Below are 26,918 nucleotides of genomic sequence, written 5' to 3' on the forward strand. Positions count from 1 at the left end.
TGCCTTTGGAGCTGCGGAATGAGCGAACGCAATGTCGAATCCGACGACCATCATTTCGTGAGACATGCCGATCTACAGGACCTGGCCTCCATATTCGTGACACGACGATTCGTCAACCTGCCGGGGTTGATTCGCCCGGACGATGCCGCGTATCTGCTGGAATCGACGGAGGGAAATGCCCGCAGGCGTGTGCGATGCGGACTCGAGAATGTGTCGTGGGAGGAACAGGAACTCGTCGCTGGAGATCTCAGCTACGAGTTCTGTCGGCACCCGGAGCTCACCAGGCTGATCGAAGCACTGGCCGGTCCGGTCACGATCGAGAGCCTGATGTGCTGGGCATCCCGCTACGGTGCCGGGGAGTACATCAACCCACATCGCGACCGGTACGGAACCGTCCAATTGCTGGTCTGTTTAAAGTCCGTCCACTCCAGACATCAAGGAGGAGCCCTTGTGGTTGCGGGGACAGAACTGTTTCTTTCGGCTGGCGACGCAGTGGTGTTCGATGCGACCTGTCTGGAGCACCACACGACGCCGCTAGTCGCTTCGGCTGAACAACCGACGCCGCTGCGCGTCGTCCTTGTCGGCCGCTACTTCGCCTGATGCTGATGAGGATCGCCCATTGACATCCTCGGGAAAGCCCCGGTCACAGGACACCCTGGCAGCGCAACCCATAAGCGGCGGGCTGTGAGAAGCACCGGCCGGAAGTCATATCTGCGATGAATGAGGGATACACCAGATGAAATCACGAATCAGGAGTGCCGCTGGTGCGATTCTCCTGCTGACTGCCGCTGTATTGCCGGTCTCGTGTGCCGAGTCCCATCCGGGCCGCGACGCGAATCCTGTTGCGCAATTGGACGTCGAGCGGGTGCGGGTTCCGCAATGGATGCGCCGCAGTCAACCGGTTGTGAGCGTGGGGCGGATCATCGCGGGCGAGGCAGGGCTGCCCTGGATCACCGGTGGCAGTGTGGCGCATCCGGATTCGGGCGCCACGCCGACGGTGTGGCTGTCCGATGACGCCGTCACCTGGACGCGGACTCCCGTGACGCCGGAATTCTCGGGGTCTTTCCGCGGTGTGTTGCGGGGAGGGCGCGAGCTGGTGGCTCTCGCCGGTGGCGTGTGGTCGGACGGGTCGGTGGTCAGTCGGCTCTGGACATCGGTGGACCGCAGACACTGGACGCAAACGCCTCTCCCCGATGACTTCGCCAGGCGCTATCGGATCACCGACGCCTATGTGGCGGGAGAGTCGATCGTCGTGACCGGTAGCGACCAGCGTGGCGCGGCCCGCGCGCTCCGGCTCGACCACGACGGCGCCAACACATCCCTGATCGAGTTGCCCGATCCCGGCAACGATGCGGTTCTCGGTGTGAAAGATATTCTGGGGGAAGGGAACTCGCTGGTTCTGGTGGCGTCGCCCGGTCCGGAGGGAGTGCCTGCCGCGACGGTGAGCTATCGATCGATCGACGGCGGGAAGACCCGGGACGCCCCGGCGACGATTGCCGATCAAAGCGGCCACTTCGCTGGCGTGGTGTGGACCGGCACCGAGTATGTCGCCACCGGCGCGACCCGGCGCGACACGTCCCCGACCGCGCCACGGGTACCGGCCGCATGGGTGTCGCGCGACGGCGCAGCATGGCGACACGAGGCGGTGCCGGCGCCTCCGACGGAGAGTCATTTCCGTATCGACGGGTCGCTGCCCACCTGGCTCGGCGTGCCGACCACGCGCGACGGTGTGGTGACTGTGGTCGCCGCGGGCCAGACCGCACCGGGCAGCGCACTGTTCCGCCGCGGTCTCGACCATGAGTGGAACTACCTCGGTGAAACAACCGTCAACTCCGATACCGGGGTCGGCGGAACCGCGATCACGGTCGGCGACAACACGGTCACGGCCATTCTCGGCAGCGGAGCAACCCGCTTCGGACGTTTGACGGGAACCACCTGGACCGACGGGCAGACCCTGAGTACCCGCGATGACGCATTCGACAAGACTGCCCCGCTGGCATCGCAACAGGCTCTGCTGCGCACCCAGCGGTCTACCTTCACGGCACGCCCAGACTGGGGCTACACCAGTGCGGGCGAGGGACGACTGGTCCAGCTGGTGGGAGACCGGCTCGAGGAACGCAGCTGGGACCCTCCGGACGCCGCGGGCCTGCTGAACACCAGGATGGTGTCCGACGACGACGGCGCCACCATCACCCTCGGGACCAGGTTCACCGGGGATCAGAACATCGTGCAAGGCTGGTATCGGCCGAACTCCCGCGCGGGCTGGCAGACGATTCAGGGATTCGGCACCACCGGATCGACCGTGATCACCACCGTACGCAAGACCGGCGCGATCTGGACCGCCGTCGGCGTCGTTCGCGCGAACGTCGATCTGGAAACCTCGGACCACGCCGCGGCATGGACATCGACGAACGGCCGAGACTGGGTCCGGGAAGTCGGCGAGTTCGGTAACGGACCATTACGGTCGAGCATCGACGACGTCTGCACGCTGCCCGACGGGTCGTCACTGGGTGTCGGCTGGACGGAGATCTCCCAGGGCCGCTACCAGCCTGCGGCGTGGCGAGCACGGCCTGAGGGGTGGCAGCGTATCCGCCTGGGCGGGCTCGGCGACGGCGACGGGAGCATCGGCGGCTGCGCCGTCTCGGGCATCAGCATCATCGTCGGCGCACGGACCGAGGGACGAACTGTCGTGTTGCGTTCGGAGAACGGGACCGATTGGACCGAGGTCGCGCGCGCGGAAACAGGGCAAACGATCGGCGTACCGGTTGCGGTTCCCGGCGGATTCGCCGCCACCGGATCGTGGTCCGACGCCACTCACATCAGCCCGGCACTGTGGCTGTCCGCGGATGGAATCACTTGGACGCCACGCAGGGTACTCAGTGTCCGGGACGGTTCCACCGCCACGGTCTCCGTCTACGGCGACGACCTGCTGGTCACGATGAACCCCCTGATCGGCGACCCCCTCGTCATCATCCGCCACAGCGCCCGGGTCGTCGCCGACGCGAGCACACGATGAACGCCTGGCCCAGATCCCATCGACGGTCATCGCGGATTTCTTCTCGCGCACGCCGATTCATGGCGGCCCTGCGTGCTCAGCCTCAGTCCTGGCCGCCGGTGGTGTCGTGGGGTAAGTGCTGGGCGAAGATCGCCCTCCTGACCGCCGCAGCAATCACGACTGCTGCCGGTCGTGTCTGCGGAGCGGCAATCCTCACTCTCACAGTCAGTCTGGCGCTGCCCACCATTGCCGCGGCGTACCCAGGCGAGCTGGTGCACGAAGGGCCGTACCCGGATCTCGGACGGTGCCAGGTCGGCCACGACCATGCATGGCCGATGAGAGTCGTGAGTGAGTGCCGCGAAGGGAACTTCGACAACAAGGGTTACGGCTGGTATTTCGACTACACCCAGCCAGCCGGGGCCTGAAACCTCTCGTGGTCCTGTTGACAACTTGTGGGCCCGTCAGCCCCGGCATACCCGGGCTCGATGCTGTGGTCCCCAATTGGTCCACAAAAAGTGACCGGTCGGAGGCGGAAACCGCCTCCGACCTGTCCGGGCTGACAGGATTTGAACCCGCGACCACTTGTCGGTGGTTCAAATGAAATACCCGACTCCCACTGGTTCCCACTGGTTCCCAACGATCCTCGAAATCGCTTGTGAACAGCGGAGATTCTGAGATCGATCGACTCGACACTGCTCATCGAAATCCGCTGATTCCCATCCAATCCGTGTCGTAAGCGTGTCGTGGGGTCAAGTCCCACAACGTGTCCCGGCCGCAGTCTCCGCTGCGGCCGGGGTCGGCACCGCGGCATGAGTGGCGCGGATTTCCCATCTCCCGAATCACCTTCAGGAAGAAGCCAACATTCAGTCGATCGATGATGCCGATGCCACACCGGGCGACTTGTCCGGGCCGACACTGTCCCACCCTCGCACCGATTCCGAAGCCTCAAGTCCAGCACGCCTCAGCGTGTTCTTCTGGACCTACTGTTGGCAGCCTCGGCGGTCAGCATCTACCTCACCAATCAAGTCGCAGCACCGCCACAGGACACCACGCCGCGTGCACTGAGATGTGCTACTGGTCGTTCGCCACGGCGGCAATTGCCTCCGCACGGCGTGATGCTCTCTGATCACAATGAGTCGGAATTCGATTAGCCTGCGGGCAGCGCGATTCGGATGAATTGTTCGGCGCGTCAAGCCAACGTTATTTCGGCAATTCCGCATCGCTCGGGTCCGAAGTATTTCATCGGGGCATCGAGCCGATTCACTCGCACCAGCAATCAAGTCGAGGCCAGATCACTTGTCCGGCAACGACGCGCTGACGCCGGCCGCATCGAGGAGCGTGCGAGCAGTCGCGATGGCGAGGCCATCGAGATCCTTGGCTTGGACCACCGAGTGGGCGCTGGCCCCGTCGAATACCAGGGTGAGCTGGCGGGCGAGCAGGGCGGGGTCAGATGCGCCTCCGCGTTCGGCCTCGTACTGGAAGAACGACGTCAGCCCGTCCTTCTGGCGACGGGCAACCCGACTCGCCGGGTGTTCGGGTGCCTTCACCTGGATTGCCACGGCGACGAACGGGCAACCCCGGAATTCATGGTCTCGCTCGAGGTATTCCAGTCGTTCGAAGACATGGAGGATTCGAGCCCGCGGTGATCGGCAGTCGTCGGCCGCCGGTAGCAAGGCCAGCGCGTGATCCGGCGCGGAGCGTTCCAAGCTGGCGGCCACCAGCTCGTCCTTGCTCTCGAACAGTTTGTACATCGAGCGCTTGGACACCCCGGCCGCGCGGCACAGCGTATCGACGCCCACGTGGACGCCCTCTTCGTAGAACAGTCGCGTGGCGGCGTCGAGCAGCCGGTCGCGCGTCGAGGCGGTCGCGGCTGCGGGCGGTGTCGGCTCGGTCATAGCCACAAGATTACCGATACCCCTTCCCTTTGGAAACCGATCTGTTTACAGTCTAGGGAAACAGATCAGTTTCCGAAGGGAAGTTATCCGTGACCAGCATCAAAGATTCGGTCGTACTCGTCACCGGCGGTAGCCGCGGCATCGGCAAGGCACTCGTGGAGGAGCTCTACACCCGGGGCGCCACCAAGGTCTATGCCACCGCCCGCGACCGGCGAACCATCACACACCCGGATGCGATCCCGCTGACTCTGGAAGTGACCGATCCGGATTCTGTGGCAGCCGCGGCTCTGCACGCACCGGACGTGACGATCGTGATCAACAACGCCGGGGCCACCACCGGGGCCTCGTTCCTCGATTCGCCGATCGAGGACATCCGCCGGGAGTTCGACATCAACTTCTTCGGAGCGCTGCACGTCAACCGCGCGTTCGCGCCGGTCCTGGAAAGGAACGGCGGCGGCCATATCCTCACCATTCACTCCGCCCTGTCCTGGATCGCGATCCCCGGCACGGATGCCTACGGCGCGTCCAAAGCCGCATTGTGGTCGCAGACCAACGCACTGCGGTTGGCGCTCGCGCCTCGCGGCATCGGTGTTACCGGACTGCATGTCGGCTTCGTCGACACCGATATGACGGCCGGGGTCGGCGCACCGAAAACCGCCCCGCACAGCGTCGCGGTACAAGCCTTGGACGGTATCGAGACCGATGCCTTCGAAGTCCTCGCCGACGAGCTGACACGGCAGGTCAAGGCAGGTCTCGCCGCGGACCCCGCCGCGCTGTATTCCCAACTCGCTCGACAGTAGGCATCGCCCGACCATTCGCACATCCCTCTACATTCAGGAGCCCACTATGACGACTCAACCTGTAGCCCTGGTAACGGGCGCTTCCTCCGGAATTGGCAAGTCCGCCGCTCTCGCGCTGGCGCAGAAAGGTTTCCGAGTGTTCGGAACCGGCCGCGTCACCGCGCATCTCGCCCCGCTCGAAGGGCTGACGTTCCTCGACCTCGACGTCACCGATGACGCCTCGGCGACTGCCGCTGTCGCCGCGGTGATCGCGCAGTCGGGGCGGCTCGATGTGCTGGTCAACAATGCCGGCATCGGGTCGGCGGGTGCGGCCGAGGAAAACTCGGTCGAGCAAGCGCGAAGTGTCCTCGATATCAACGTCCTCGGCGTCATCCGGATGACGAATGCGGCTTTGCCGCATATGCGAGCACAGGGCAGCGGTCGCATCATCAACCTGTCCTCCATCCTCGGATTCATTCCGCAGCCCTACATGGCCGTGTACGCCGCCTCCAAACACGCCGTCGAGGGCTATTCCGAGTCACTGGACCACGAGGTCCGCGAGTACGGCGTGCGGGTGCTGCTCGTCGAACCCGCCTTCACCAACACCGCATTCGAGGCCAACATCGCGCAGCCCGACCAACCCCTGCGGGTCTACGCGCAGCAGCGGCGGGTGTTCGAGGAATACATAGCCGAGTCGGTCAAGGCCGGTGACGACCCCGCCGTCGTCGCCGCGGCGATCGTGGCGGCGGCTACCGACCCCAAGCCGAAACCGCGCTACCCCGTGGGTCGAACCGCGCGCGTGAGCACCATGCGCCGGCTGGTCCCCGCCGGGATTTTCGACAAGCAGATCCGCAAGCTCAACCACCTGCCAGCCTGACCAGATCGGAGCCACTCGGAGGCTCCGATCATGCTCGGCCTCAGTGGAATCCAACGAGAGACGTAAAAGGATGAGCGAGAAATCGCACGGCGGCATGGGTGCGGGTCATGACGTTGCAGTCGGCAGGATCGGCTCCAACATCCGGTGCGGTCGCCGCAGCGCCTCGCTGACCGCGTCGTCGCGCCCGGCGCGGGGTTGTAGGGGCGGCGATGTCGTCATACCCGCCGGATCCGGGATTGCACCGCACCGGGCGCACCCGCGGGGCGGGACCCTGCTGGTATTGCTGCATCGGCTGCGCGGAACATTGGATTGGTGGGATCCGCAATTCCTGGACCACCTCGCCGCCGAACTCGACGTGATCGTGGTCGACAACGTCGGCACCGGATATACCGCTGGTGAGCCTCGCGACTCCATACAGGGATTCGCCGAAGGCATCATCGAATTCCTCGACGCGCTCGGCCTGGCCCACGTCGACCTGCTCGGCTGGTCGTTGGGCGCCTACGTCGCCCAGGACATCGTGGAACTGCGACCCGAACTCGTGCGGACCCTGATCCTGGCGGCCACCGGCCCCGGATCGGTGCCCGACATGCCCGCTCCTCGAACAGAAGTCCTTCGCATCGCCGACAAAGCAGACGCCGACGAAGACGACCTGCTCTACCTGTTCTACCCCGAAACCGACACCGGCCGCGCCGCCGGACGCCAACACCTCGCCAACGTCTCCACTCGGCTCGCCGCCGGCGGTCCCGGGGTCACCCAACAAGCAGCACTGGGACAGATCGCGGCCATCGGAACGTACTCATCCGCGCCCTTCGACCAGATTCAAGCGCGACTGCAGACCATCACCCAACCCGTGCTGATCGCCAACGGCATCGAGGACATCATGATCCCCGCGGTCGCCTCCTACACCGCACTCGGGCACCTCCGTAACGCCAAACTGGTCCTCTACAGCGATGCCGGACACGGATTCTTGTTCCAGCACGCCAAAGACTTCGCCACCGAAGTCACCAACTTCCTCAACAACTAGCAGACAGGATCGAGCATGTATTTCTTCGTCACCGCCACGATGACTGATCCCGAGAAGGCAGCGCAGTACCGGGATGAGGAAACTCGAGTGCAGAACGAACTGCGCGCCGAAGGCGTGGTGATCTCGGCCTACCTACGCACTGACGGCCAAGGCTTGGTGGGCATCGTGCAGGGCTCCGACCTCGCCGACGTCCAGACACACCTAGCGCGGCTGCCCTTCGTCGCAAACGGCCTCATGGCCTTCGAGTACGCCGAGGTAGTCCCGCTGTAAGAGATCAGTTCAGAATGAGATTTGAGACCGTCTTAGGGACTGCTGCACGGATAGGTGACATCTTGACCTGCCCCATAATTTAGGTTCCAGTCGTGGTGGCTAACTGACAGCGTGGATGTTGCCGTTCTCAAAGCGTAGACCGGATCTGGTCGAGCGGAACTTCACCGCCAACGCCCCGAACAAGCTGTGGGTCGCCGACGCGACCCGCATTCCGGTCGGGGAGGGCGTGTTCTGGCTGGCCGCGGTTCGCGATGCCTTCTCCAACCGGATCGTGGGGTGGAAGACCTCCGACCGCTGCGACACCGATCTGGTGCTCGGCGCCCTCGAGTACGGTGTCTGGTCGCGCGATGTCCGAGACGGTGAATTGGTCCGTCATTCCGACAGGGGCTCGACCTACACAGCTGTTCGGTTCGCTAATAGGTTGGCCGACAACGGGATCGCACAATCAATGGGATCGGTCGGAGATTCCTACGACAACGCGTTGATGGAGAACTTCTTCTCCACCCTGAAAACCGAGCTCGTCTACCGACGGTCCTGGCGGACCCGTGACGAGGCCGAGAACGCGTTGTTCGCCTACATCGACGGCTGGTACAACTCCCAGCGGATCCAGAAGAAGCCGGGTTGGCGATCACCGGATGAGTTCGAATCCAGTTACTATCAACAGGTTCCGGCTGGAACCAGATAATCCGCTCTCCGGATTAGCGGAGGAATCTCAAAGCGCGACCAGGACATCCCGAGGATCGCCGATGTCATGCTCGGAACCGGTACCCGCCCCGGAGAGGCATTGGCGCTTCGACGGTGCGCCATCGACCGGACTGCAACGTCATGGCGAGCAACGATCTGCGGAACCATCGTCCGCGTAGATGGGAAGCTGTTCCGTCAGCCGTGGACGAAGACTGAGGCGGGATATCGCACCGTCCACCTTCCCGATTTCACCATCAGCACACTCCAGGAGCTTGCCGCCACGAAGTGGGACGCCGACGACGAGAGGCTGATCTTCACCAACCGCAAGGGCAATCCGCGTGAGTTGCAGAATTTCGGCCGGGTCTGGCGTCAGGCCCGTGGCACCGAGTTCGCGTGGGTGACACCCGCGACCTTCCGGAAGGTCGTCGCGACGATCATCACCGAGGCGACGGAATCAGCCAGGCGGGCCGTCAGCTTGGGCACGTGCCCGGGTCGAAGGTCACCGAGCTCCACTATGTCGACCGGCCTACTCTGGCACCGGACAGCTCACCGATCCTGGACCGTCTTGTCAGCTGAATCCGTGTCGTATCCGTATCGAGGAGTCGATTTCAGCAGAAAACCCCGGTGTTTCCACCGGGGCTGACCTGCATCTTCTGTCGGGCTGACAGGATTTGAACCTGCGACCACTTGACCCCCAGTCAAGTGCGCTACCAAGCTGCGCCACAGCCCGCTGCACTCGCTCGCGCGGGTGCTGGAAGAGATTACCCCAGAGACCCCCCGATTGGCCTAATCGGGCCCGGGTCGGGCGTGTGTGACCGGTGCCGCAGGCTCGCAGGTATCGGTCTAATCGCCGAAATCGGCGCAGTGGCACGCGGTTACGACTGCATGGTGCTCGTGGGCGCGGCGCACCCCTTCGGCATCTTCGACCCCGAGGCGGAATCAGCTACGCTCCAGGGCCTTCCGACGCCACCCGATCGACGGCCAGCATCATTCACCGCTCCATCGCGGTCTCGCTGACGCGATCCGCGGGTTCCGGACCGGTGAAGGTTCAGTGACGCCGAGATACGTTCTCTCCACGGAGGATCCGGGTGTTTCAGCTGCATGGTTGAGGGCTCAGGCGCGGATGACGGCAGGCCCGAGGGCTTCGAAATTCTGGGCCGTGACTGGTGGCAGTTCCTCGCCGGTCACCAATGCCTCGAAGTCGGAGATCTCGGCGAAGCGGCAGAAACTCGACATACCGAATTTGCTGTCCGCCGCCACCAGGATCCGTCGGTTGGAACGTTCGACCGCCAGACCCTTCACCGCGGCGACCGCCGGATCCGGTGTCGTCAGGCCGTGTTCGACCGAGACCCCGTTGGTGCCGAGGTAGGCCAGATCGATGACCAGTTCGCCCAGCATGCGCAGGGCCCAGTGGTCCACGGTGGCGAGGGTTCGGCCGCGCATGCGCCCGCCGAGCAGCAAGACGGTGATCCCGGCGCTGTCGGCGAGCACTTCGGCGGCGAGCAGTGAGGAGGTGACGACGGTCAATTCCCGGTCGGCGAGCTTCTCGGCAATGAGACGCGGCGTGAATCCCTCATCGAGATAGATGGTTTCGGCGCCGTGCAGCAGATCCGCGGCAGCTGCGGCGATCCGGTGCTTCTGGGCCAGATCCACTCGGCTGCGGTAGTCCAGGCTCGACTCGAACGCCGCGCTCTCCAACGGGATCGCCCCGCCATGTACCCGCTTGACCAACCGGCGGTCGGCGAGCAGGCGAAGATCGCGGCGGATCGTCTCCGCGGCTACCCCCAGTTCGTCCGCGAGCCCGAGCACCTCCACGCGGCCGCGCGTGCGGGCGAACCCCAAGATCTGCAATTGCCGCGAATCCGAATCCACACAGGACATTGTGCGGTATCGGCTCAGGCGTGCACGGCACCGAGGATCTCCCTGACGTCCTCGGGCGTTTTCGCGGCGCGTAGGCGTGCGACCTGATCCTCGGCCGTGAACACCTGGGCGATGCGGGACATGAGCCGCAGATGATCGTCCCCGGCTCCGGCGATACCGATGACGAACTCGACCGGGTTGCCGTTCCAGTCGATGTGCGCCGGATAGCGCACCACCGAGATACCTGTCCGGCGGATACTGCCTTTGGCCGCGTTGGTGCCGTGCGGGATGGCGAGACCGTTGCCCATGAAGGTGGAGACCGATCGCTCGCGCTCGTGCATGGCGGCGACATACGGCGCGTCGACCGCCCCGGCCTCGACCAGCAACTGGCCTGCCTCGTCGATGGCGGCGGCGCTGCTCGTCGCGCTACCGGAGAGCACGATCGATGCGAGGGCGAGCTGTTCGGCGTCGGGTTCGAGCTCGACCGGTTCGGCCTCTACCGCATCTTCGGCGCTGTCGGCACGAGCGATCAGCGCGACGATCTCGTCGTACTCGGGGCTGTTCATGAAGTTGTCGACCGGCACGTGGATGGCGGACGGCGTCCGTTCGCGGGCGCGTTCGGTCAGGTCGGCGTGGGTGACGACGAGGTCGTAGCTGTCGGTGAGGTTCGCGATCGCCTTGTTGACCACACTGACGTCCGTGAACCCCGCGTCCCGAATCTTCTTGCGCAGCACCGAGGCGCCCATGGCCGACGATCCCATGCCGGCGTCACAGGCGAAGACAATGGCCGAAATCGTGGCCGGGACAGTCGATGTGGTCGATCCCTGCGAGTCGGTCATCGACGAGGTGAGCGCGGCAGCGGCGACAGAGCGCTTACCCTTCATCTTCTCCATGGCGGCTGTGGCTCCGGCCAGATCGCCGTCTCCGGTTCCGCGGTCGGTGCGCAGCAGCAGGGCGGCGACCAGGAATGTCACGGTCGCGGCGCCGATCACCGACAGCGTGACGCCGAGATAGCTGCCGCTGGCCGTCTGGGCGTACACCGCGATAATGGATCCGGGCGCGGCCGGGGCGCGCAGACCGGAGCCGAAGACCACATTGATGAAGACGCCGGTCATCCCGCCGGCGATCACGGCGACGATCAGCTTCGGCTTCATCAGCACGTACGGGAAGTAGATCTCGTGGATGCCGCCGAGGAAGTGGATGATCGCCGCACCGGGCGCGGTCGTCTTCGCCACGCCCCGGCCGAAGATCGCGACGGCTATCAGAAGTCCCAGGCCCGGACCGGGATTGGCTTCCAGCAGGAACAGTATCGACTTGCCGGTCTCACTGGCCTGGTTGGTGCCCAGGGGCGTCAGGATGCCGTGGTTGATCGCGTTATTGAGGAACAGCACCTTCGCCGGTTCGATGAAGATCGACGTCAATGGCAGCAAACTCTGGTCCACCAGGAAATCCACGACATTGCCGGCCAGCCTGCTGAACGCGGACACCACCGGTCCGATGCCGAAGAACCCGGCTATCGCCAATGCCGCGCCCGCGATTCCGGCCGAGAAGTTGTTCACGAGCATCTCGAAACCGGGGCGAATCCTGCCCTCCCACAGCGCATCCAGCTTCTTGATGCACCAGCCGCCGAGCGGGCCCACGATCATCGCGCCCAGGAACATCGGTACGTCCGCGCCGGCGATCACACCCATGGTGGCGATCGCGCCCACCACGGCGCCGCGCGTGTCGTAGACGATCCGGCCGCCGGTCGCGCCGATGAGGATCGGCAGCAGATAGGTGATCATCGGGCCGACGATGCCGCCGCCGTCGTAGTCGCCCCAGCCACCGATATCGGCGACCCAACTGCCCTCTCCCCACAGATCGGTGAGGGAGGTAATCCAGCCCTCCTCGATGAACAGGGCCGTGAGCAGGCCCCAGGCAATGAACGCACCGATATTCGGCATGACCATGCTCGACAGGAACGTACCGATTCGCTGGACTCGCACTCGCGTGCCGCCGCGGGCTTCCGGTGGGGAGATAGACATCGTGAACTTCCTCTGAGCTACTCGATCGAATATGTGACCGTGGCCACATCTCCTTCAGCAGTAGACCGCAGAACCGGGCATGAATGCAATAGATCGGGCATAAATGGGCACCGATTCGTGTGGCTTTGTGCCCGGATGGCCGTTACGGTGGATGGGAGCGGCTGAGCCCACAGGTCGGCCACGGCGGAAGGAACACCGATTCATGAAGGCCCTGCGCTACTACGCACCCGAGGACATCCGCCTGGAGGACATCCCCGAGCCCGAGTGCGGTCCGGACGAGATCAAGCTCCGGGTGCGCAATTGCTCGACCTGCGGCACGGATGTCAAGATCCGGCACAACGGGCACCAGAACCTCACTCCCCCACGCACTCTCGGTCACGAGATCGCGGGCGAGATCGCCGAGGTGGGGTCGGCGGTGAACGAGCTGTACGGCACGCAGTGGCAGGTCGGCGACCGCGCCCAGGTCATCGCCGCGGTGCCCTGCGGGAAATGCCACGAGTGCGGTAGGGGCTGGATGGCGGTGTGCCAGAACCAGACATCGGTCGGATACCAGTACGACGGCGGCTTCGCCGAATACATGATCGTGCCCAGCCAGGTGCTGCGGGTCGACGGCCTGAACAAGATTCCCGACAATGTCGGCTACGCCGAAGCCTCCGCGGCCGAGCCGTTCGCCTGTGCGATCAATGCCCAGGAGCTACTCGGCATCGAGGCGGGTGACACCGTCGTCGTCTTCGGCGCGGGACCGATCGGCTGTATGCACATTCGCATCGCGCGCGGCGTACATCGCTGCGGCCCAGTATTTCTCGTCGATGTCAATGCGGACCGTCTGCGGATGTCCGCGGACGCGGTACAACCCGACGAGGTGATCGACGCATCCCGGACCGACGTGGTGGCACGCGTCATGGAACTGACCGGTGGCCGCGGCGCCGACGTGGTCATCACCGCCACCGCCGCCAATGTCACCCAGGAGCAGGCCATCGCCATCGCCGCCCGCAACGGCCGTATCTCCTTCTTCGGCGGCCTGCCCAAGACCAACCCCACCATCACCTGCGACTCCAATGTCGTGCACTACCGCCAGCTACACATCCACGGCGCCAACGGATCCGCCCCCGAACACAACAAACGCGCCCTCGAATACATCTCCACCGGTCAGGTTCCGGTCGAGGACCTGATCACCCACCGCATCCACCTGGGCAACGTCCTCGACGCCTTCTCGATCGTCGAGAACGGCGAAGCCATCAAGGTCACCGTGGAGCCGTGAGAATTCGGGCGAGATCCTCCGGAATCGGCATGGGGGCCGTGATACTCACAGCAGACCGCCCCGCATTGCCCACGGGGGCACGGCCCACCGACGAGGGCGCACCGGCCACGGCGAGGCGCACCGCCTGACCCAGCACCTCGCCCCGGTCGCGGGTCCGCAGGGCCAGCACGAACATGTGCCAGTGCGAGCGAGTGCGGCCACGGCCACTCCTGCGAGAGTCGCCGGTATTGCGGATGGGAACCCACTCCTGGAACAGGATGTGCGCGCGCTCCAGTACCCGCTGCATGGTGTCGAGGTCAGAAGCCGAACGACCAGCGGAGTTCGGCTTCGAAGGCCGTACGAACGGTCAACGGCATAGCCGCTCAGAAGCATCCGACGGCACCGCCCGTGTCGAATCACCAAGCAACCCGGTGAGGACCATATTCGCGCTCACACTACCGCATACCGTCAGCAGAGGCGCCGCATAACGTCAGCCTATCTTCCGCAGATCGTCAGCCAAATGGTCGCAAAACGTCAGAATCGGTGTCGGATACAGAATCTGATCGATCGTGACGTACGCCAACTGGCCGAGATCGAGCGGGCGCCACAACTGGCCACGTTGATCCGGCTCCTCGCCGCCCGCTCGGGCGGCCTGGTCGCGGCCGGAGCACTCGAGAACGAACTCGAGTTGTCCCGCAACACGATTCAGCGGTATATGCGCCTGCCGGAAGAGATCTTCCTCATCAAACGGATTCCCGGGTGGCACCGCAACCTCGGCACTCGAGCGGCCGCAGCAGCCAAGCTGGCATTCGTCGACTCGGGCGTTGCCGCACGACTCCTGGCCGCCGACTCACATACCCTGCGACGTCCGAGCGGTCCGTTCGGACCGTTACTGGAAGGATTCGTGGTCTCGGAACTGGCGCGGCAACTCACCTGGTCCGACACGCTCGCGGATATGTTTCACTACCGAGATAAGAACAAGATCGAGGTCGATGTCATCCTCGAGGATCGACGCGGGGAAGTGGTCGGAATCGAGGTGAAAGCTGCATCCACAGTGCGATCAGTAGACTTCCGCGGGCTCCATCACCTCGACAAGCAACTCGGCGACGACTTCCGCGCCGGCATCGTTCTCTACACCGGCACGGATACCCTCCCCTTCGGCCACAAGCTGCGAGCAGTGCCCGTCAGCGCACTCTGGCAGACAGCGCCCGATTGGGAACCTGCCAAGTAGATCGACCGAACCCAGCTGATCCCGGCGACGGATCAGCTGCGGAACCGACTGGCACAGAAAGGGATTCGCCAACCATTCACCCCTGAACTGCACTCTCCCTTCTACCTTCCGCGAGAATCCTGGCGAGATCCTCCGGAATCGGCATGGGTGCCGTGATACCGACGGCAGCACGCCCCGTATTGCCGATGGGAACACGGCCCACCGACGATCCCACACCGGCCACCGCGAGGCGAAGCGCCTGCCCCAGCGCCTCGCGTCGGTCGCGGGTCCGCAAGGCCAGGACGAACATGTGCCAGTGCGAGCGAGTGTGCGGCCACGGCCACTCCTGCGAGAGGATGTGCGCGCGCTCCAGCGCACGCCACATGGTGTCGAGATCGGAAGTTGAACGCGCGGTGGCGAGTTCGGCTTCGAAGGCGGCGCGAACGGTCAGCGGCATAGCGGCCACGGTGATACTCCTCTGGTCAACGGTCTCGCTGACCAGATTGGACCGAGGACACCCTTTACCGCTTGGACAAACCTGCTACGACCAGGGAGGTGTCACTTCAGCGCCCCGTGACCGGCTGAGCCGTCCGGCACTCGAAGTGACTTCGACACTGGCCGCCACCGACACCGCTACGCGTGGTGCCCCCGATTCAAAGATCGTCCGGCAGTACCCGGAACGCCTTGTGAAAGGTTAGGGGTGTGACCGCCCGGAAATCGCGTCGATCCAGGGTCAGCACGTCAGCCGTCTCATACCGCTCAGCGAGTGCGACATTGGTGGCGTCGGTCAAATCCAGACGCAGCGCGACAAACCGATTCTGCACTCGCCGCGCAAGCCGTACCACGGCTGCTGAAACTTCCGGAATCTCGACGCGTCCAGTCCGCTCCTGCGCAAGCAACCAGTCGTTCACACCGTAGGCCGTCTCCCGGTTCACATTTCGGGTGAGGACGTGCTCGATCTCGAGCAGCACCAGCGGAGAGACCACTGTGAGGGGCCGGCTTGCTGCAAGACAGTCCGCGCCGGGCATGGTCGGGTTCGGAGGGTTGAACGCAGCCATCAGACCCCGACACAGCACCGGTCAGGATCATCGATCATCGGCCCATTCGTCGTCGAAGATCTCATCCCGCACCGTTCGATGAACTTCCTCGGCCGAAATCGGCCGACCGAAATCGACGATTGGAATACCCCAATCCTCCTGCCAGCGGCGGCTGCGAGTCGCCACGAGGTGGAACGCCTCTCGAAAGTACTCCGACTCCGGTCGTCCTTCCCGGGCCGCAGCCTGCTTGATCAACGCCAGGTCTTTCTCGTCGACCATTACCGTCGTCTTCTTCCGAGCCATATGGTTTGCACCCCGCCATCCCCAGGATCCGGCTCCGAGAGTAACGGGTGGACGGGACGATGCACTCGAATATCGACAGCTATCCCCGGGCTGGCCGCAATCTGACGGAAAGGCACTGGTCGAGGCCATGGCAGATCTTCGCAACGACGCGGAGGCAATCAAGCTGAGGTTGGGTATCAACTGACCAGACCCCGGACCCGGCCGAAGAACGGACCGTACGGTAGAAACTAGACGCCGTGCTAGAGCCGGTGCTGAGTTCTCTGATCAGTAAGGGCCACATCGACGCTGGGACCGGTGCAGTGAGGTAGCGATGGATTGGCCGACGATGGGAACACTGATGGGCGCGGTGCTCGGTGGGCAGGGCCTGATCGTCTACCTGTCGGAGCGCAGAATCAGAGCCGCCCACGCCGAACTGCTTGTCGCACAGTCGGAGCAATCGTCCGCCGACGCGACCTCCGAGATTACGAACACCGTGCTGGCGCTGCTGGATCAGCTGCGTCAGGAACTCAAAGAAGAACGTCAGCAACGCATTTGGCTGTGGCGCTATGTGAAGGAACTCAGGGCCGATATGGCCGCGGCGGGCATCCCGCTTCGGCCGATCCCGGAAGGGTTACGCGAAGTGGCGTGAGAGGGGGATTACGGGCAGTCGAACTTGCCAGAACCCAGTGCACTGACAAAGCCGTCCCACGTCGCAGCGTCGAATACCAGTACTGGACTTGCGCTTCCGAGCTTCGAGTCACGGACTCCAACTTTGCCGCCTACGAGGTGAGCCGCCTCAACACAAGCTTCGCCACCCTGACTCGCCGTGCTCTTGAACCAACGTACTCCGGACAGATCGTTCACGCTTCGTACTCCTTCGCCACACACCTCAGAAGGTGTTTGCTCTCCGCTACCGACAACGCTACGCGGGCGATGTGCTCGTGTGCTTGCAGATATCGATCCACCACGTCTGTGCGGTCATAGTAGAGCCGGGAGCCGTATTGCTCGACATAAACCGTGGTTGGCTCAACCGGCTCCAGGGTGCCCGGGTCGACGGGGAAGCGCAAGATCACGAACGGCCCTGGCGCGCACCCGAGCGGGAATCCCGCAGAGAACGGAACGATTCGAACTTGGACGTTAGCCGGTGTGTCCGCCAGTTTGCGGAGCTGCTTGACCATCACCTTCGGGCTACCCGCGACTCTCCGGATCACCGCCTCATCGATCAGTAGGTTCACCTCAACCGGTGAGAGTCGACGAGTGAGGGCTGTCTGGCGTTGCATCCGGACCTGTATGCGCTGATCCAGCTCCATCGGCGTATCCGAGCCGAAGAACACCCCGTCGAGTGCTCGCGCATAGTCGGAAGTTTGGACAACTCCGGGCACAACGTCGGACTGGTACATGATCACCTGGGCGGCTGCGGCCTCGAGGCTCACATAAGTCTCGAAGTCATCAGGAATGAGATCTTCGTAGCGCTGCCACCACACCTTCTCGTCAACCGGACGCGTTCGCTCATCCGCCTGTGCGGCAAGCGCTTTCAGCGCCTCCGTTTTATCTTGTGAAGCACCGTAGATCTTGCACAGAGCTTCGATGTCCCACTGACGGATTCGGGGACTCTCGCCTTTCTCCAGCCGCTGAAGGGTTCCGGTTCCCCGTTCGATCAATCGAGCCGCATCCGCGATGGATAAGCCGCTGCCCTGTCGCATTTCTCGCAATTTCCTGCCCAGCTGTCGCCGGGGAATCGTCGTGGGCTTACTGCTACTCATTAGCGTCGCTCCCGAAATTTTGGGTGGCATGTGGGGTGATTCATGGAACGCTCACGCGAAGCTCTTGGATTGCATTGTGCGCCTGGTTTGGCACGCGCGCTGGCGAAATGGACCAAGTTCAGTGGGCGTTCCAAAAATGGTGTTCGCTCGGCGAACTCCGGTGTCTACTGGGATCACCCCAGGTGGTCGGGAAACCAGATCATCGGCCCGCGAAAACATCTCGGATCGCTGTGTTGCCCTCGCAGCCGAGTTCGGGTCCGACACCCAAGGAAGTACCGACCACCAGGGGGACCATCAACCATCCCTCTGCCATGGAGGCGAGATCTAATGCTGTTGCCCCCCAGAGCAATACAGCGTTCTGTGAATCCGTCGTTGGACGACTGCTCCGCTCCCGGACACGACACGTGGACCGAAGATACCGCCGCCGTGGTCTGGGAGATCCACCACGAGCACCCGGTTACCGTCTGTGCCGCAAAGGCTGCCGCTCGCGCCATTCTCGTCCGGTGCGGACGCTTGAAACGGAACCGGGTACTGATGCCGATTGATTCCGGTAGGCACCGGGCAAATGGGAAACACAGAAGGTGAATCATGAGTACTTATGAAGCACCGCGAACTATTGAGTTGATGGATTGCGCGCTGGAGCCGGATTCCGTGCGACCATTCGAGATATCGAGAGCTGCTGCCTTGCATCGGGATTGCGACCCAAGCAAATGCACGCTCTACACATTTCTACATGATCAGGTCGTCGACCCAGCGGATGCGATTGAGCTCCGACGGGGCGGAACCGAACGTGCGGTGGCACACCCGATTCAGATGCGAGCTGTCGGCGAAGCCCGCGCCGTGCGCGGCGGCGGTGAGAGTGTTTCCGGCGGCCACGAGTTCGGTGGCCCGCTGTAGGCGCAGCCAGCGCACATAGGGGCGGAACGGGAGACCGACATCGGCCGAGAACAGGTGCGCCAGGCGGCTTTCGGATAGCTCCACATCGCGGGCGAGGTCCGCCAGCCGCAACGGACCGGCATCGAGGCGGCCCGGAAGCAAGGCCAGAGCACGCGTCACGGCCGGATGGCGGTGGGGTGCGGGGGCAGCGGCCACGACGGCACGGAACCTGCCGTCCTGGAACCACTCCGAATCGTCGGCGATCGCCGCACCGGCCGCGCACCACCGCGCAATGTCGTCGGATTCCGAGAATATTTCGGTAAGACGCCGCCCCGCACCGGATTCCGGGTCGACATGAACCAGCATCCCGTCGGGCGCACCTTCGACCACAGCGTGGGCGCGGTCCGGCGGCACGATGACCGCGTGCGTACGCCGCCGCGCCCCACGGCCATCCGCGAGCACGAACTCACCTCGGCGAGCCAGCATGATCTGCACCGTGTGGTGCGCATGCGTTCCCGCCGTGCCGATTTCACCACTGAGCACCATCAGCCCGGGACGTAGCGTCGCCGCGCACGCCCACACCCATTCGCTCATCGCGACGGCAATACGGTGCCGAGCAACATATCCCGCTCACGGTGCACCCGGGCGCGCAGCGCGTCGACCACGGCCGCCACCTCGGGGCGGCGCAGCGTTTCGGCGCGGGCCACCAGCCAGTAGGTGAGCTGCACCCCGACCCGATCGGGCAGCACGCGCACGAGGTCGGCGTGCCGATCGGCCATGAAGCACGGCAGCAGGCCCAGCCCGGCCGAGGCCCGGGTGGCCTCCACGTGCACGAAAACATTGGTGGACGAAATGGATTCACGCATGGCGGGCGCGAAGCTGGACGCCAGGTCGAGATCATCGACCTGGAGCATGGATTCGATGAAGTACACCAGCGGGTGCCGCGCCAGATCCTCGATGGAGGCGGGCGCACCGTACTCGGCCAGATAGGCACGCGAACCGTAGAGGCCGAGCACATAATCGCCGAGGCCGATGGCCTCCGCGCGCAGCACCTGCGGTTTGCCGACCACCACCTCGATATCGAGGCTGGACCGTTGCCGGGACGCACGACGGGTGGTCGCCACGATCTCCACGGTGATCTTCGGATGCTGCCGCCGCACCTCGGCAATGGCGGGCGCGGCCAGATAGGCACTGAACCCATCGGTGGCCGACAGCCGCACCACACCCTCCAGGGTCCGCTCACCACGCGCGTCGACGCCGAGCGACCGCACGGCGGATTCGATGGATTCGGCGACGGTCAGCGCCTCGCGTCCGAGATCGGTCAACTCCCATCCGCCCGCGCCGCGCATCAGCACCCGACCGCCGAGCGCCCGTTCGAGTGCGGCGATCCGCCGGGAGATGGTGGTGTGGTTGATGCCCAATTCCTCCGCCGCCGAGACATAGCGCCCGGTCCGGCCGACGGCCAGCAATACCAGCAGGTCATCGGCGTTCGGACGGGCAGTGGCGGAGCTCACGAACATTTCTGCATTCTTGCAGATATCCCCTGCACTTCTGACCATTGCGGGTGCGGAATTGTGCATCGATACTCGAATCCGTTCGATTATGTGGGCCGCATCACAAATGAGGGGTGATGCGGCCGAACTGAAGGAGTACAGCGATGAGCGTCGGCGTTGCCTCGCCACAGCCGGGAGCAGATCCCGCCCCCACCGGACTGCGGCGGGTGGTCGCCGCATCCATGGCGGGCACCGTCGTGGAGTGGTACGAGTTCTTTCTCTACGGCACCGCGGCCACGCTGGTGTTCAACAAGGTGTTCTTCTCCGACACCACCAGCGATCTCGACGCCATCCTCGCGGCCTTCGTCACCTACGCGGTGGGCTTCGCGGCGCGACCCTTGGGCGGCATCGTCTTCGGGCACTTCGGCGATAAGTACGGGCGCAAGAAGCTGCTGCAACTGAGCCTGCTGATGGTCGGCGCGGCCACCTTCCTGATGGGTTGTCTGCCCACCTACGGACAGATCGGCGTGCTGGCACCCACACTGCTGGTGATCCTGCGGTTCATCCAGGGTTTCGCGGTCGGCGGCGAATGGGGCGGCGCGGTACTCCTGGTGGCCGAGCACAGCCCGAATCGCAGTCGCGCCTTCTGGTCGGCGTGGCCGCAGGCGGCGGTGCCGCTCGGCAACCTCCTAGCGACGGTCGTGCTGCTGACACTGACCTCCACGCTGTCGGATGCGGCATTCCTGTCCTGGGGCTGGCGGGTGGCGTTCTGGCTGTCGGCGGTCGTCGTGCTGGTCGGCTACTACATTCGGACCAAGATCACCGATGCGCCCATCTTCCTGGCCGCGCAGAAGCTGGCCGAGCAGGAGAAGGCCACCGGATTCAGCGCGGTCGAGGTCCTGAAGCGTTATCCGCGTGGGGTTTTCACCGCCATGGGGCTGCGGTTCGGTGAGAATGTCTTCTACTACCTCGTCGTCACCTTCTCCATCACCTATCTCAAGGTGCATGTCGGAGCCGATACCAGCGAAATCCTGTGGTGGCTGTTGATCGCCCATGTCGTGCACTTCGTGACGATCCCGCTGGTGGGTCGGTTCAGCGACCGATTCGGTAGGCGGCCGGTCTATCTCGTCGGTGCGATCGCCGCGGCCACCTGGGGATTCTTCGCCTTCCCCATGATGGACAGCGACCACAATGCGGTCATCCTGTCCGCCATTATCATCGGCCTGATCTTCCACGCCTTCATGTACGCGGCGCAGCCCGCCATCATGGCGGAGATGTTCCCGACCCGGATGCGGTATTCCGGTGTGTCCCTGGGCTATCAGGTGACCTCGATCGTCGCCGGTTCACTGGCCCCGATCATTGCCGTTCGTCTGCTGGACAGCTACGGCTCCTCCACCCCCATCGCGATCTACCTCGCCATCGCCTGTGCGATCACCATGGTCGCGGTGCTGTTCGCTCGCGAGACCAAGGGCGCGGATCTGGGCGATATCGATCTCGCCGATGCGGTCAGCCTTGCCGCGCAGACCGATTCGAAGGCGGCCCGCGCATGAGCGGACCCACGGGCGACCTGGTCGGGCGCACCGCGCTGGTCACCGGTGGTGCGAGCGGTATCGGCGCGGCCTGCGCTCGCGAACTCGCCGGGCGCGGAGCCGCCGTCACCGTCGCCGATATCGATGGTCTCGCCGCGAAAGCCCTGGCGGACGAGATCGGCGGCACCGCTTGGGAAGTCGATCTGCTCGAGGTCGGTGCACTGGAGGATTTGCAACTCGAGACCGACATCCTCGTCAACAACGCGGGCGTGCAAACCGTGAGTCCGATCGTGGACTTTCCGCCGGAGCGGTTCCGGAACATGCTCGCGCTGATGGTGGAGGCACCGTTCCTGCTCGTGCGGGCGGCGCTGCCGCACATGTACGCGCAGGGCTTCGGACGGATCGTGAATATCTCCTCGGTGCACGGGATTCGGGCCTCGGCCTACAAGTCCGCGTATGTCACGGCGAAGCACGCCCTCGAGGGGCTGTCCAAGGTGACCGCCCTGGAGGGTGGGCCGCACGGGGTGACGAGCAATTGCGTCAACCCCGCCTATGTGCGGACGCCGCTGGTCGATAGGCAGATCGCCGATCAGGCTCGTACGCACGGCATTCCCGAACAGGATGTGATCGAGCGGATCCTCTTGACCGAGAGCGCGGTCAAGCGGCTCATCGAACCCGAAGAGGTGGCGGCACTGGTCGGCTGGCTCACCACCGCATCGGCGGGCATGGTGACCGGGGCGACCTACACCATGGACGGCGGGTGGAGCGCGCGATGATCGATACCGCAGCTGTTTCGACGGAGGCGACCGCGCAGTGGATTCCGAGCGACACCGATATCGAGCGGGCGCGGATCACCGACTTCACACGGTTCGCTGCCGATCGCACCGGCACGGACTTCCCCGACTACCAAGCGCTGTGGCGGTGGTCGGTCGAGGATCTGTCCGGGTTCTGGCGCGCGGTGTGGGACTACTTCGACCTCGGCGACGCACCGGGTCCGGTGCTGGCCGACGCCACCATGCCGAGCGCGCATTGGTTCCCCGACGTCACGCTGAACTACGTCGATCAGGTGGTCCGCCAGGCCCGCACCGATCGCCCCGCCATTGTCTCGGTGCGCGAGGGCGGACCCGTCGAAGAGATCTCGTGGGCCGATATGCTCACCCGCGCCGACGCTTTCGCCCGCACGCTGCGATCGCTGGGTGTGCGCGCCGGAGATCGGGTGGTCGGGTATCTGCCGAATATCCCGGAGGCGGTCATCGCCTTCCTGGCGACGGCGAGTATCGGCGCGGTCTGGAGCGCGTGCGGTCAGGACTACTCCCCGCAGGCGGCGCTGGACCGGCTCGGACAGTTGGCACCCACGGTCCTCGTCACCGCGGATGGTTACCGCTACGGCGGCAAGGACCACGATAGGCGGGCCGAGATCGAAGCGCTGCGAACCGGTTTACCGACACTGCGGGGCACCGTGGCGGTGGCGCGGCTCGGATACGGCGTGCCGGACACGGTGGAGTGGGACAGTGCGGTCGCCATGGCCCCCGCCGCGCCGGGAATGGTCACGGAGCCGGTGGCTTTCGCGCATCCGCTGTGGGTGCTGTACTCCTCGGGCACCACCGGTAAACCCAAGGGCATTGTGCACGGGCACGGTGGGGTCCTGCTCGAACACCTGAAAGCTATTGCGCTGCAATCCGATATCGGGCGCGACGATACGTTCTTCTGGTACACCAGCCCGTCGTGGATGATGTGGAACTTCCAGGTCGCCGGACTGCTTGTCGGGGCCACCATCGTCTGCTACGACGGCAGTCCGAGCGCACCGCACCCGGACAGCCTGTGGGAGTTGGCCGACCAGACCCGCGCCACCGTGGTGGGCACCAGCCCGGGTTACGTCCTGTCCTGCGCCAAAGCCGGTGCCGTCCCCCGGCGCGACCACGACCTGTCGGCACTGCGCCTGGTCGGGGTTACCGGATCGGCGCTGCCATCCTCGTCGTCACTGTGGTTGCGCGACAATGTCGGTGACCATATTCCCGTCGCCTCGATCAGCGGCGGCACCGATATCGTCTCGGCGTTCATCGGCGGGGTGCGCACCGTGCCGGTATGGCCCGGTGAGCTGTCGGCCCCGTATCTCGGTGTGGCACTGGACGCCTGGGATGCGGACGGCCGTCCCGTGCGCGGGGCGGTCGGGGAACTCGTCATTACCGAGCCCATGCCGTCCATGCCGGTGCGCTTCTGGAACGATCCGGACGGATCCCGTTACCGCGACGCCTATTTCGACATGTTTCCCGCTGTATGGCGACACGGCGACTGGATCACCCGCACCGAGCACGGCAGTATCGTCGTGCACGGCCGCTCCGATTCGACCCTGAACCGGCACGGGATTCGCATGGGCTCGGCCGATATCTACCAGACAGTGGAGGCGCTGCCCGAGATCGCCGAAGCCCTGGTGCTCGGCATGGAGCAGCCCGACGGCGGGTACTGGATGCCACTGTTCGTCGTCCTCGCCGACGGTGTCGAATTCACCGACGCGGTGCGCGAACGCATCAATACCGCCATTCGCCATGAGGTTTCGCCGCGTCACGTACCCGACGAGATCATTGCCGCCCCCGGCATCCCGCATACCCGCACCGGTAAGAAGCTCGAGGTGCCGCTCAAGAAGCTGCTCCAGGGTGCGGATATCTCCGGGGTGATCTCCCCCGCCGCTATCGATGCCCCGGAGCTTCTCGAATGGTACGCGGCGATTCGTCCCGCACAGGTGTGATCACCACTCCTCGACCCGGACCACCATTGGTGCTCCGGGTCGACTGGCGCGGATCGGCCTGTTGCGCGACAGTCGACTCCCCGACAGCGGCGGGTTCCGCGGGTCGTGCCGCCCACCAACGGCGGGTCACCACGGCGACGGCCACCCCGAGCGCCGCTCCGGCCGCCACGTCGGTGGGCCAGTGCACACCGATATGCACGCGTGAATACGCCACCGCCAGCGCGACGGGGGCGATGACCGCCGCCGAGACCGGATCTTCCAGTGCCACACCGGCCGTGAACGCGGCGGCGGAAGCGGAATGCCCGGACGGGAACGAGGACGAGACCGGCGGATTGAGGATGCGGCGCACGAACGGCACCGCTTCACCCGGCGGTCGTCGGCGCGGGAACAGGGGTTTGGCAACGCCATTGGCCAATCCGCTGGCGATTCCGGTGACCGCCAGTCCGCGCAGCGCGGCCCGCCGCCCGGCCCGGTCCCCCGAGAAGTACAGTGCCGCCGCGCACGCGATCCACAGCCTGCTGTGATTGGCACTGACGCTCAGCGTCCGCAGCAATCCATCAGCGCGCGACGGTCGCAGCCGCGAACTGCGCCGCATCAGCCACCGGTCGGGGCGGCTGACGTGGCCCAACGGACGAGAATTCCGCCAAGATCGTCGACGCATCCGTCCAGGCTAATCGCTGTGCACGCCGATCAATTGGATCAAACCGTCGATATAGGCGCGAAATAGCGCCGCCATATCCACGGTCTCGGGATCGAGCAGCCATTGCAGCTGTAGGCCGTCCATTATGGCGAATACCTGGCGAGCCACCGCTTTCGTATCGAGACCGGCGCGAATGGTGCCGTCGGCGATCCCCTCGTCGAGCGCCCGTGCCAGGGTTCGCTCCAGCGTGCGGTAGCGGTCGACCGCCCAGCCGTGCGCGGGATGATCAACCGTGACCGACTCCCCGGTGACGACCGTGAACACCTGCACCAGGCCGGGCACATGCGTGTTGTGCTCGACCAGCCGCGCCAGCCGCCGCAGCGCGTCCGGGCCGCGCAGGGCCTCGCCGAATTCGAGTCGCTGGGCATCGAGCCGGTCGCGGTATTCGAGAACGGCCGCCAGGAGAGCGGCCTTGGTCGGGAAGTGGTGCAGCAGGCCGGGCTGGGACAGGCCGCACAGCCCGGCGATGTCGGCGAGGGAGGAGTTGTGGAAACCGTTCTCGGCGAACGATTTCAGGGCCACGTCGAGAATCTGCTCCCTGCGGGCCTCGCCGCGTGGGCGAGGTCGGCGCTGCGCCACGTCATCCTCCTTCGGCGATGGTCCTGCGGCAGACACTAGTCCTCGGCACCGGGCCGACCGGAGATCGGCCACCCCAGTCAGAATATGTCGGATTGATAACATTACCGAGCACTCACTCGGTTTGCGCGGAATGCGCGGGCACACTCGATCTCATGAGCCAGGCTGCCGATCACACCACCGATATCGTTCCGCTCACCCTCGATGGCGGGTATGGAGCGCTTACGGCCTGGGAGGCCGTGCCAGCGCCGGGGGTGACAGCCCTCGGCACCGTCGTGCTGGTGCCCGGATTCACCGGGTCCAAAGAGGACTTCGCGGCCATGCTGCCGCTACTCGCCGACGCCGGATATCGCGCGGTCGCCTACGACCAGCGCGGACAGTGGCAGTCCGACGGACCCGACGAGATCGACGGCTACACCATGGCCGACTTCTCCGGCGATCTGGCGCGGGTCGTCGATCAGGTATCCGGCGACGAGCCCGTACACCTGGTCGGGCACTCCTTCGGCGGGTACGTCGCCCGGGTCGCGCTGCTCGACCGGCCCGCGAGATTCCGCAGCCTGACCCTGCTGGCCTCGGGCCCATCGTCGGTGGCGGACATCAACTTTCCGCCACCACACCTGGTGGCACAGGCCGTCGAGCAGGGCGGTCAGGAATTCATCTGGCAGCAGATGAGCACCGCCATGGGTCTGACCGACCCGAACGCCGCCGGGCGACCGGAACCGGCCAAACTCGAATTCCTGCACACTCGGATTCTGGCCACCAAGAAGGCCAATATTCTCGGCATCCTGCGCGTCATGGAGGTGCCGCCGCTCGCCGACCCGACCGTCCTGCGCAATGCCGGAGTGCCCATCCTCATCGCCTACGGCGATACCGGCGACCTGTGGGATCCGCAGGTGCACGAGCGCTTCGCCGAGCAGCTCGGCGCACGGCGCGCCGTCTACCCGGGCGTCGGCCATCTGCCCAATGAGGACCGACCCGAGCAGGTGTGCGCGGATCTCGTCGACTTCTGGGGCCACCCCGACCCGCGCCAGTAGCCTGAAATTTGCCGACAATCGAGA

General features: G+C 64.9%; 27 protein-coding genes, 1 tRNA gene and 1 pseudogene. 15 read left to right on the top strand and 14 right to left on the bottom strand.

Features of this window, described 5'->3' with window-relative positions; genetic code table 11:
* Positions 1-18: 18 nt before the first annotated feature.
* From NU1_RS29760 to NU1_RS29770, 3 genes are all read left to right on the top strand, one after another.
* Positions 19-600 (top strand): 2OG-Fe(II) oxygenase family protein, encoded by a 582-nt coding sequence (locus tag NU1_RS29760; protein WP_067526730.1) that lies wholly within the window; start codon positions 19-21, stop codon positions 598-600.
* 136 nt (positions 601-736) lie between these two features.
* On the top strand, positions 737-3,016 hold the full coding sequence (locus NU1_RS29765; protein ID WP_067526732.1) for a hypothetical protein: 2,280 nt from the start codon (positions 737-739) through the stop codon (positions 3,014-3,016).
* Positions 3,017-3,075: 59 nt separating this feature from the next.
* Positions 3,076-3,420: a hypothetical protein gene (locus NU1_RS29770; RefSeq protein ID WP_067526734.1), complete on the top strand. Its 345-nt coding sequence runs from the start codon at positions 3,076-3,078 to the stop codon at positions 3,418-3,420.
* 867 nt (positions 3,421-4,287) lie between these two features.
* On the opposite strand, the gene NU1_RS29775 is transcribed toward NU1_RS29770, so the two are convergent.
* The gene (locus tag NU1_RS29775) at positions 4,288-4,890 is read right to left on the bottom strand and encodes a TetR/AcrR family transcriptional regulator (RefSeq protein ID WP_067526736.1); all 603 of its coding nucleotides are present in this window, start codon (positions 4,888-4,890) and stop codon (positions 4,288-4,290) included.
* An 89-nt stretch (positions 4,891-4,979) separates the two neighbouring features.
* On the opposite strand from NU1_RS29775, the gene NU1_RS29780 reads away from it, so the two are divergent.
* The 5 genes from NU1_RS29780 to NU1_RS29800 all read left to right on the top strand — a co-directional run bounded on the left by NU1_RS29780 (position 4,980) and on the right by NU1_RS29800 (position 8,525).
* Positions 4,980-5,690 (top strand): SDR family oxidoreductase, encoded by a 711-nt coding sequence (locus tag NU1_RS29780; RefSeq protein WP_067526738.1) that lies wholly within the window; start codon positions 4,980-4,982, stop codon positions 5,688-5,690.
* A gap of 46 nt (positions 5,691-5,736) precedes the next feature.
* Entirely contained in the window at positions 5,737-6,546 is an 810-nt protein-coding gene (locus NU1_RS29785) for an oxidoreductase (protein ID WP_084521922.1), read from the top strand.
* A 70-nt stretch (positions 6,547-6,616) separates the two neighbouring features.
* Positions 6,617-7,570: an alpha/beta fold hydrolase gene (locus NU1_RS29790; RefSeq protein ID WP_212761460.1), complete on the top strand. Its 954-nt coding sequence runs from the start codon at positions 6,617-6,619 to the stop codon at positions 7,568-7,570.
* 15 nt (positions 7,571-7,585) lie between these two features.
* Positions 7,586-7,840 carry a YciI family protein gene (locus NU1_RS29795; protein ID WP_067526742.1) on the top strand — a complete coding sequence of 85 codons (255 nt, stop codon included), beginning with the start codon at positions 7,586-7,588 and terminating at the stop codon, positions 7,838-7,840.
* 115 nt (positions 7,841-7,955) lie between these two features.
* Positions 7,956-8,525, top strand: a complete 570-nt coding sequence (locus NU1_RS29800) for an IS3 family transposase (protein WP_084521923.1) — start codon at positions 7,956-7,958, stop codon at positions 8,523-8,525.
* Between the two features lie 655 nt (positions 8,526-9,180).
* Here NU1_RS29800 and NU1_RS29805 read toward each other — a convergent pair.
* The 3 genes from NU1_RS29805 to NU1_RS29815 all read right to left on the bottom strand — a co-directional run bounded on the left by NU1_RS29805 (position 9,181) and on the right by NU1_RS29815 (position 12,408).
* Positions 9,181-9,254: transfer RNA gene (locus tag NU1_RS29805), tRNA-Pro, on the bottom strand.
* Positions 9,255-9,637: 383 nt separating this feature from the next.
* Positions 9,638-10,396 (bottom strand): DeoR/GlpR family DNA-binding transcription regulator, encoded by a 759-nt coding sequence (locus tag NU1_RS29810; RefSeq protein ID WP_067526744.1) that lies wholly within the window; start codon positions 10,394-10,396, stop codon positions 9,638-9,640.
* 23 nt (positions 10,397-10,419) lie between these two features.
* Positions 10,420-12,408: a PTS mannitol transporter subunit IICBA gene (locus tag NU1_RS29815; protein ID WP_067526746.1), complete on the bottom strand. Its 1,989-nt coding sequence runs from the start codon at positions 12,406-12,408 to the stop codon at positions 10,420-10,422.
* Positions 12,409-12,610: 202 nt separating this feature from the next.
* Between NU1_RS29815 and NU1_RS29820 the strand changes: the two genes are divergently transcribed.
* Complete coding sequence (locus NU1_RS29820) at positions 12,611-13,669, top strand: zinc-dependent dehydrogenase (RefSeq protein ID WP_067526749.1); 1,059 nt, start codon at positions 12,611-12,613, stop codon at positions 13,667-13,669.
* Here NU1_RS29820 and NU1_RS29825 read toward each other — a convergent pair.
* Positions 13,653-13,961, bottom strand: a pseudogene (locus tag NU1_RS29825) (DUF3703 domain-containing protein); the annotation flags it as partial. The gene NU1_RS29820 and the pseudogene NU1_RS29825 overlap by 17 nt on opposite strands.
* Before the next feature lie 171 nt (positions 13,962-14,132).
* On the opposite strand from NU1_RS29825, the gene NU1_RS29830 reads away from it, so the two are divergent.
* Positions 14,133-14,879 (top strand): ATP-binding protein, encoded by a 747-nt coding sequence (locus NU1_RS29830; RefSeq protein WP_503826554.1) that lies wholly within the window; start codon positions 14,133-14,135, stop codon positions 14,877-14,879.
* 76 nt (positions 14,880-14,955) lie between these two features.
* On the opposite strand, the gene NU1_RS29835 is transcribed toward NU1_RS29830, so the two are convergent.
* The 3 genes from NU1_RS29835 to NU1_RS29845 all read right to left on the bottom strand — a co-directional run bounded on the left by NU1_RS29835 (position 14,956) and on the right by NU1_RS29845 (position 16,198).
* Positions 14,956-15,324 (bottom strand): DUF3703 domain-containing protein, encoded by a 369-nt coding sequence (locus tag NU1_RS29835; protein ID WP_371859854.1) that lies wholly within the window; start codon positions 15,322-15,324, stop codon positions 14,956-14,958.
* 187 nt (positions 15,325-15,511) lie between these two features.
* Positions 15,512-15,829 (bottom strand): PIN domain-containing protein, encoded by a 318-nt coding sequence (locus tag NU1_RS29840; RefSeq protein ID WP_245720375.1) that lies wholly within the window; start codon positions 15,827-15,829, stop codon positions 15,512-15,514.
* Positions 15,830-15,943: 114 nt separating this feature from the next.
* The gene (locus tag NU1_RS29845) at positions 15,944-16,198 is read right to left on the bottom strand and encodes a ribbon-helix-helix protein, CopG family (RefSeq protein ID WP_067526761.1); all 255 of its coding nucleotides are present in this window, start codon (positions 16,196-16,198) and stop codon (positions 15,944-15,946) included.
* Between the two features lie 325 nt (positions 16,199-16,523).
* On the opposite strand from NU1_RS29845, the gene NU1_RS29850 reads away from it, so the two are divergent.
* Positions 16,524-16,826 (top strand): hypothetical protein, encoded by a 303-nt coding sequence (locus NU1_RS29850; protein WP_169815168.1) that lies wholly within the window; start codon positions 16,524-16,526, stop codon positions 16,824-16,826.
* Positions 16,827-16,834: 8 nt separating this feature from the next.
* Here the strand turns inward: NU1_RS29850 and NU1_RS40750 are convergent, their stop codons facing one another.
* The 4 genes from NU1_RS40750 to NU1_RS29865 form a co-directional block, all read right to left on the bottom strand.
* Positions 16,835-17,065, bottom strand: a complete 231-nt coding sequence (locus NU1_RS40750) for a DUF397 domain-containing protein (protein WP_307645178.1) — start codon at positions 17,063-17,065, stop codon at positions 16,835-16,837.
* Entirely contained in the window at positions 17,038-17,970 is a 933-nt protein-coding gene (locus NU1_RS29855) for a helix-turn-helix domain-containing protein (protein ID WP_307645180.1), read from the bottom strand. Before NU1_RS29855 ends, NU1_RS40750 begins: the two co-directional genes overlap by 28 nt.
* Positions 17,971-18,669: 699 nt before the next feature.
* The gene (locus NU1_RS29860; protein ID WP_067526766.1) at positions 18,670-19,410 is read right to left on the bottom strand and encodes a helix-turn-helix transcriptional regulator; all 741 of its coding nucleotides are present in this window, start codon (positions 19,408-19,410) and stop codon (positions 18,670-18,672) included.
* Entirely contained in the window at positions 19,407-20,336 is a 930-nt protein-coding gene (locus NU1_RS29865) for a LysR family transcriptional regulator (RefSeq protein ID WP_157553224.1), read from the bottom strand. The genes NU1_RS29860 and NU1_RS29865 overlap by 4 nt, the downstream gene beginning before the upstream one ends.
* Positions 20,337-20,473: 137 nt before the next feature.
* Here NU1_RS29865 and NU1_RS29870 point away from each other — a divergent pair, with 137 nt between their 5' ends.
* From NU1_RS29870 to NU1_RS29880, 3 genes are read left to right on the top strand one after another with little or no spacing between them, the layout of a single operon-like run.
* Positions 20,474-21,859, top strand: a complete 1,386-nt coding sequence (locus tag NU1_RS29870; protein WP_067526770.1) for an MFS transporter — start codon at positions 20,474-20,476, stop codon at positions 21,857-21,859.
* Complete coding sequence (locus NU1_RS29875) at positions 21,856-22,614, top strand: 3-hydroxybutyrate dehydrogenase (protein WP_067526772.1); 759 nt, start codon at positions 21,856-21,858, stop codon at positions 22,612-22,614. Before NU1_RS29870 ends, NU1_RS29875 begins: the two co-directional genes overlap by 4 nt.
* The gene (locus NU1_RS29880; protein WP_067526839.1) at positions 22,611-24,584 is read left to right on the top strand and encodes an acetoacetate--CoA ligase; all 1,974 of its coding nucleotides are present in this window, start codon (positions 22,611-22,613) and stop codon (positions 24,582-24,584) included. The genes NU1_RS29875 and NU1_RS29880 overlap by 4 nt, the downstream gene beginning before the upstream one ends.
* Here NU1_RS29880 and NU1_RS29885 read toward each other — a convergent pair.
* Both NU1_RS29885 and NU1_RS29890 read right to left on the bottom strand, forming a co-directional pair.
* Positions 24,526-25,245 (bottom strand): phosphatase PAP2 family protein, encoded by a 720-nt coding sequence (locus NU1_RS29885; protein WP_371859855.1) that lies wholly within the window; start codon positions 25,243-25,245, stop codon positions 24,526-24,528. The two genes, NU1_RS29880 and NU1_RS29885, sit on opposite strands and share 59 nt — an antisense overlap.
* Before the next feature lie 9 nt (positions 25,246-25,254).
* Complete coding sequence (locus NU1_RS29890; protein WP_067526776.1) at positions 25,255-25,863, bottom strand: TetR/AcrR family transcriptional regulator; 609 nt, start codon at positions 25,861-25,863, stop codon at positions 25,255-25,257.
* A gap of 152 nt (positions 25,864-26,015) precedes the next feature.
* On the opposite strand from NU1_RS29890, the gene NU1_RS29895 reads away from it, so the two are divergent.
* Positions 26,016-26,894 carry an alpha/beta fold hydrolase gene (locus NU1_RS29895; RefSeq protein WP_169815169.1) on the top strand — a complete coding sequence of 293 codons (879 nt, stop codon included), beginning with the start codon at positions 26,016-26,018 and terminating at the stop codon, positions 26,892-26,894.
* The last annotated feature ends 24 nt before the right edge of the window (positions 26,895-26,918 follow it).

The organism is Nocardia uniformis NBRC 13702 (assembly GCF_001613345.1).
In the GTDB taxonomy this organism is placed as follows: Bacteria; Actinomycetota; Actinomycetes; order Mycobacteriales; family Mycobacteriaceae; genus Nocardia; species Nocardia uniformis.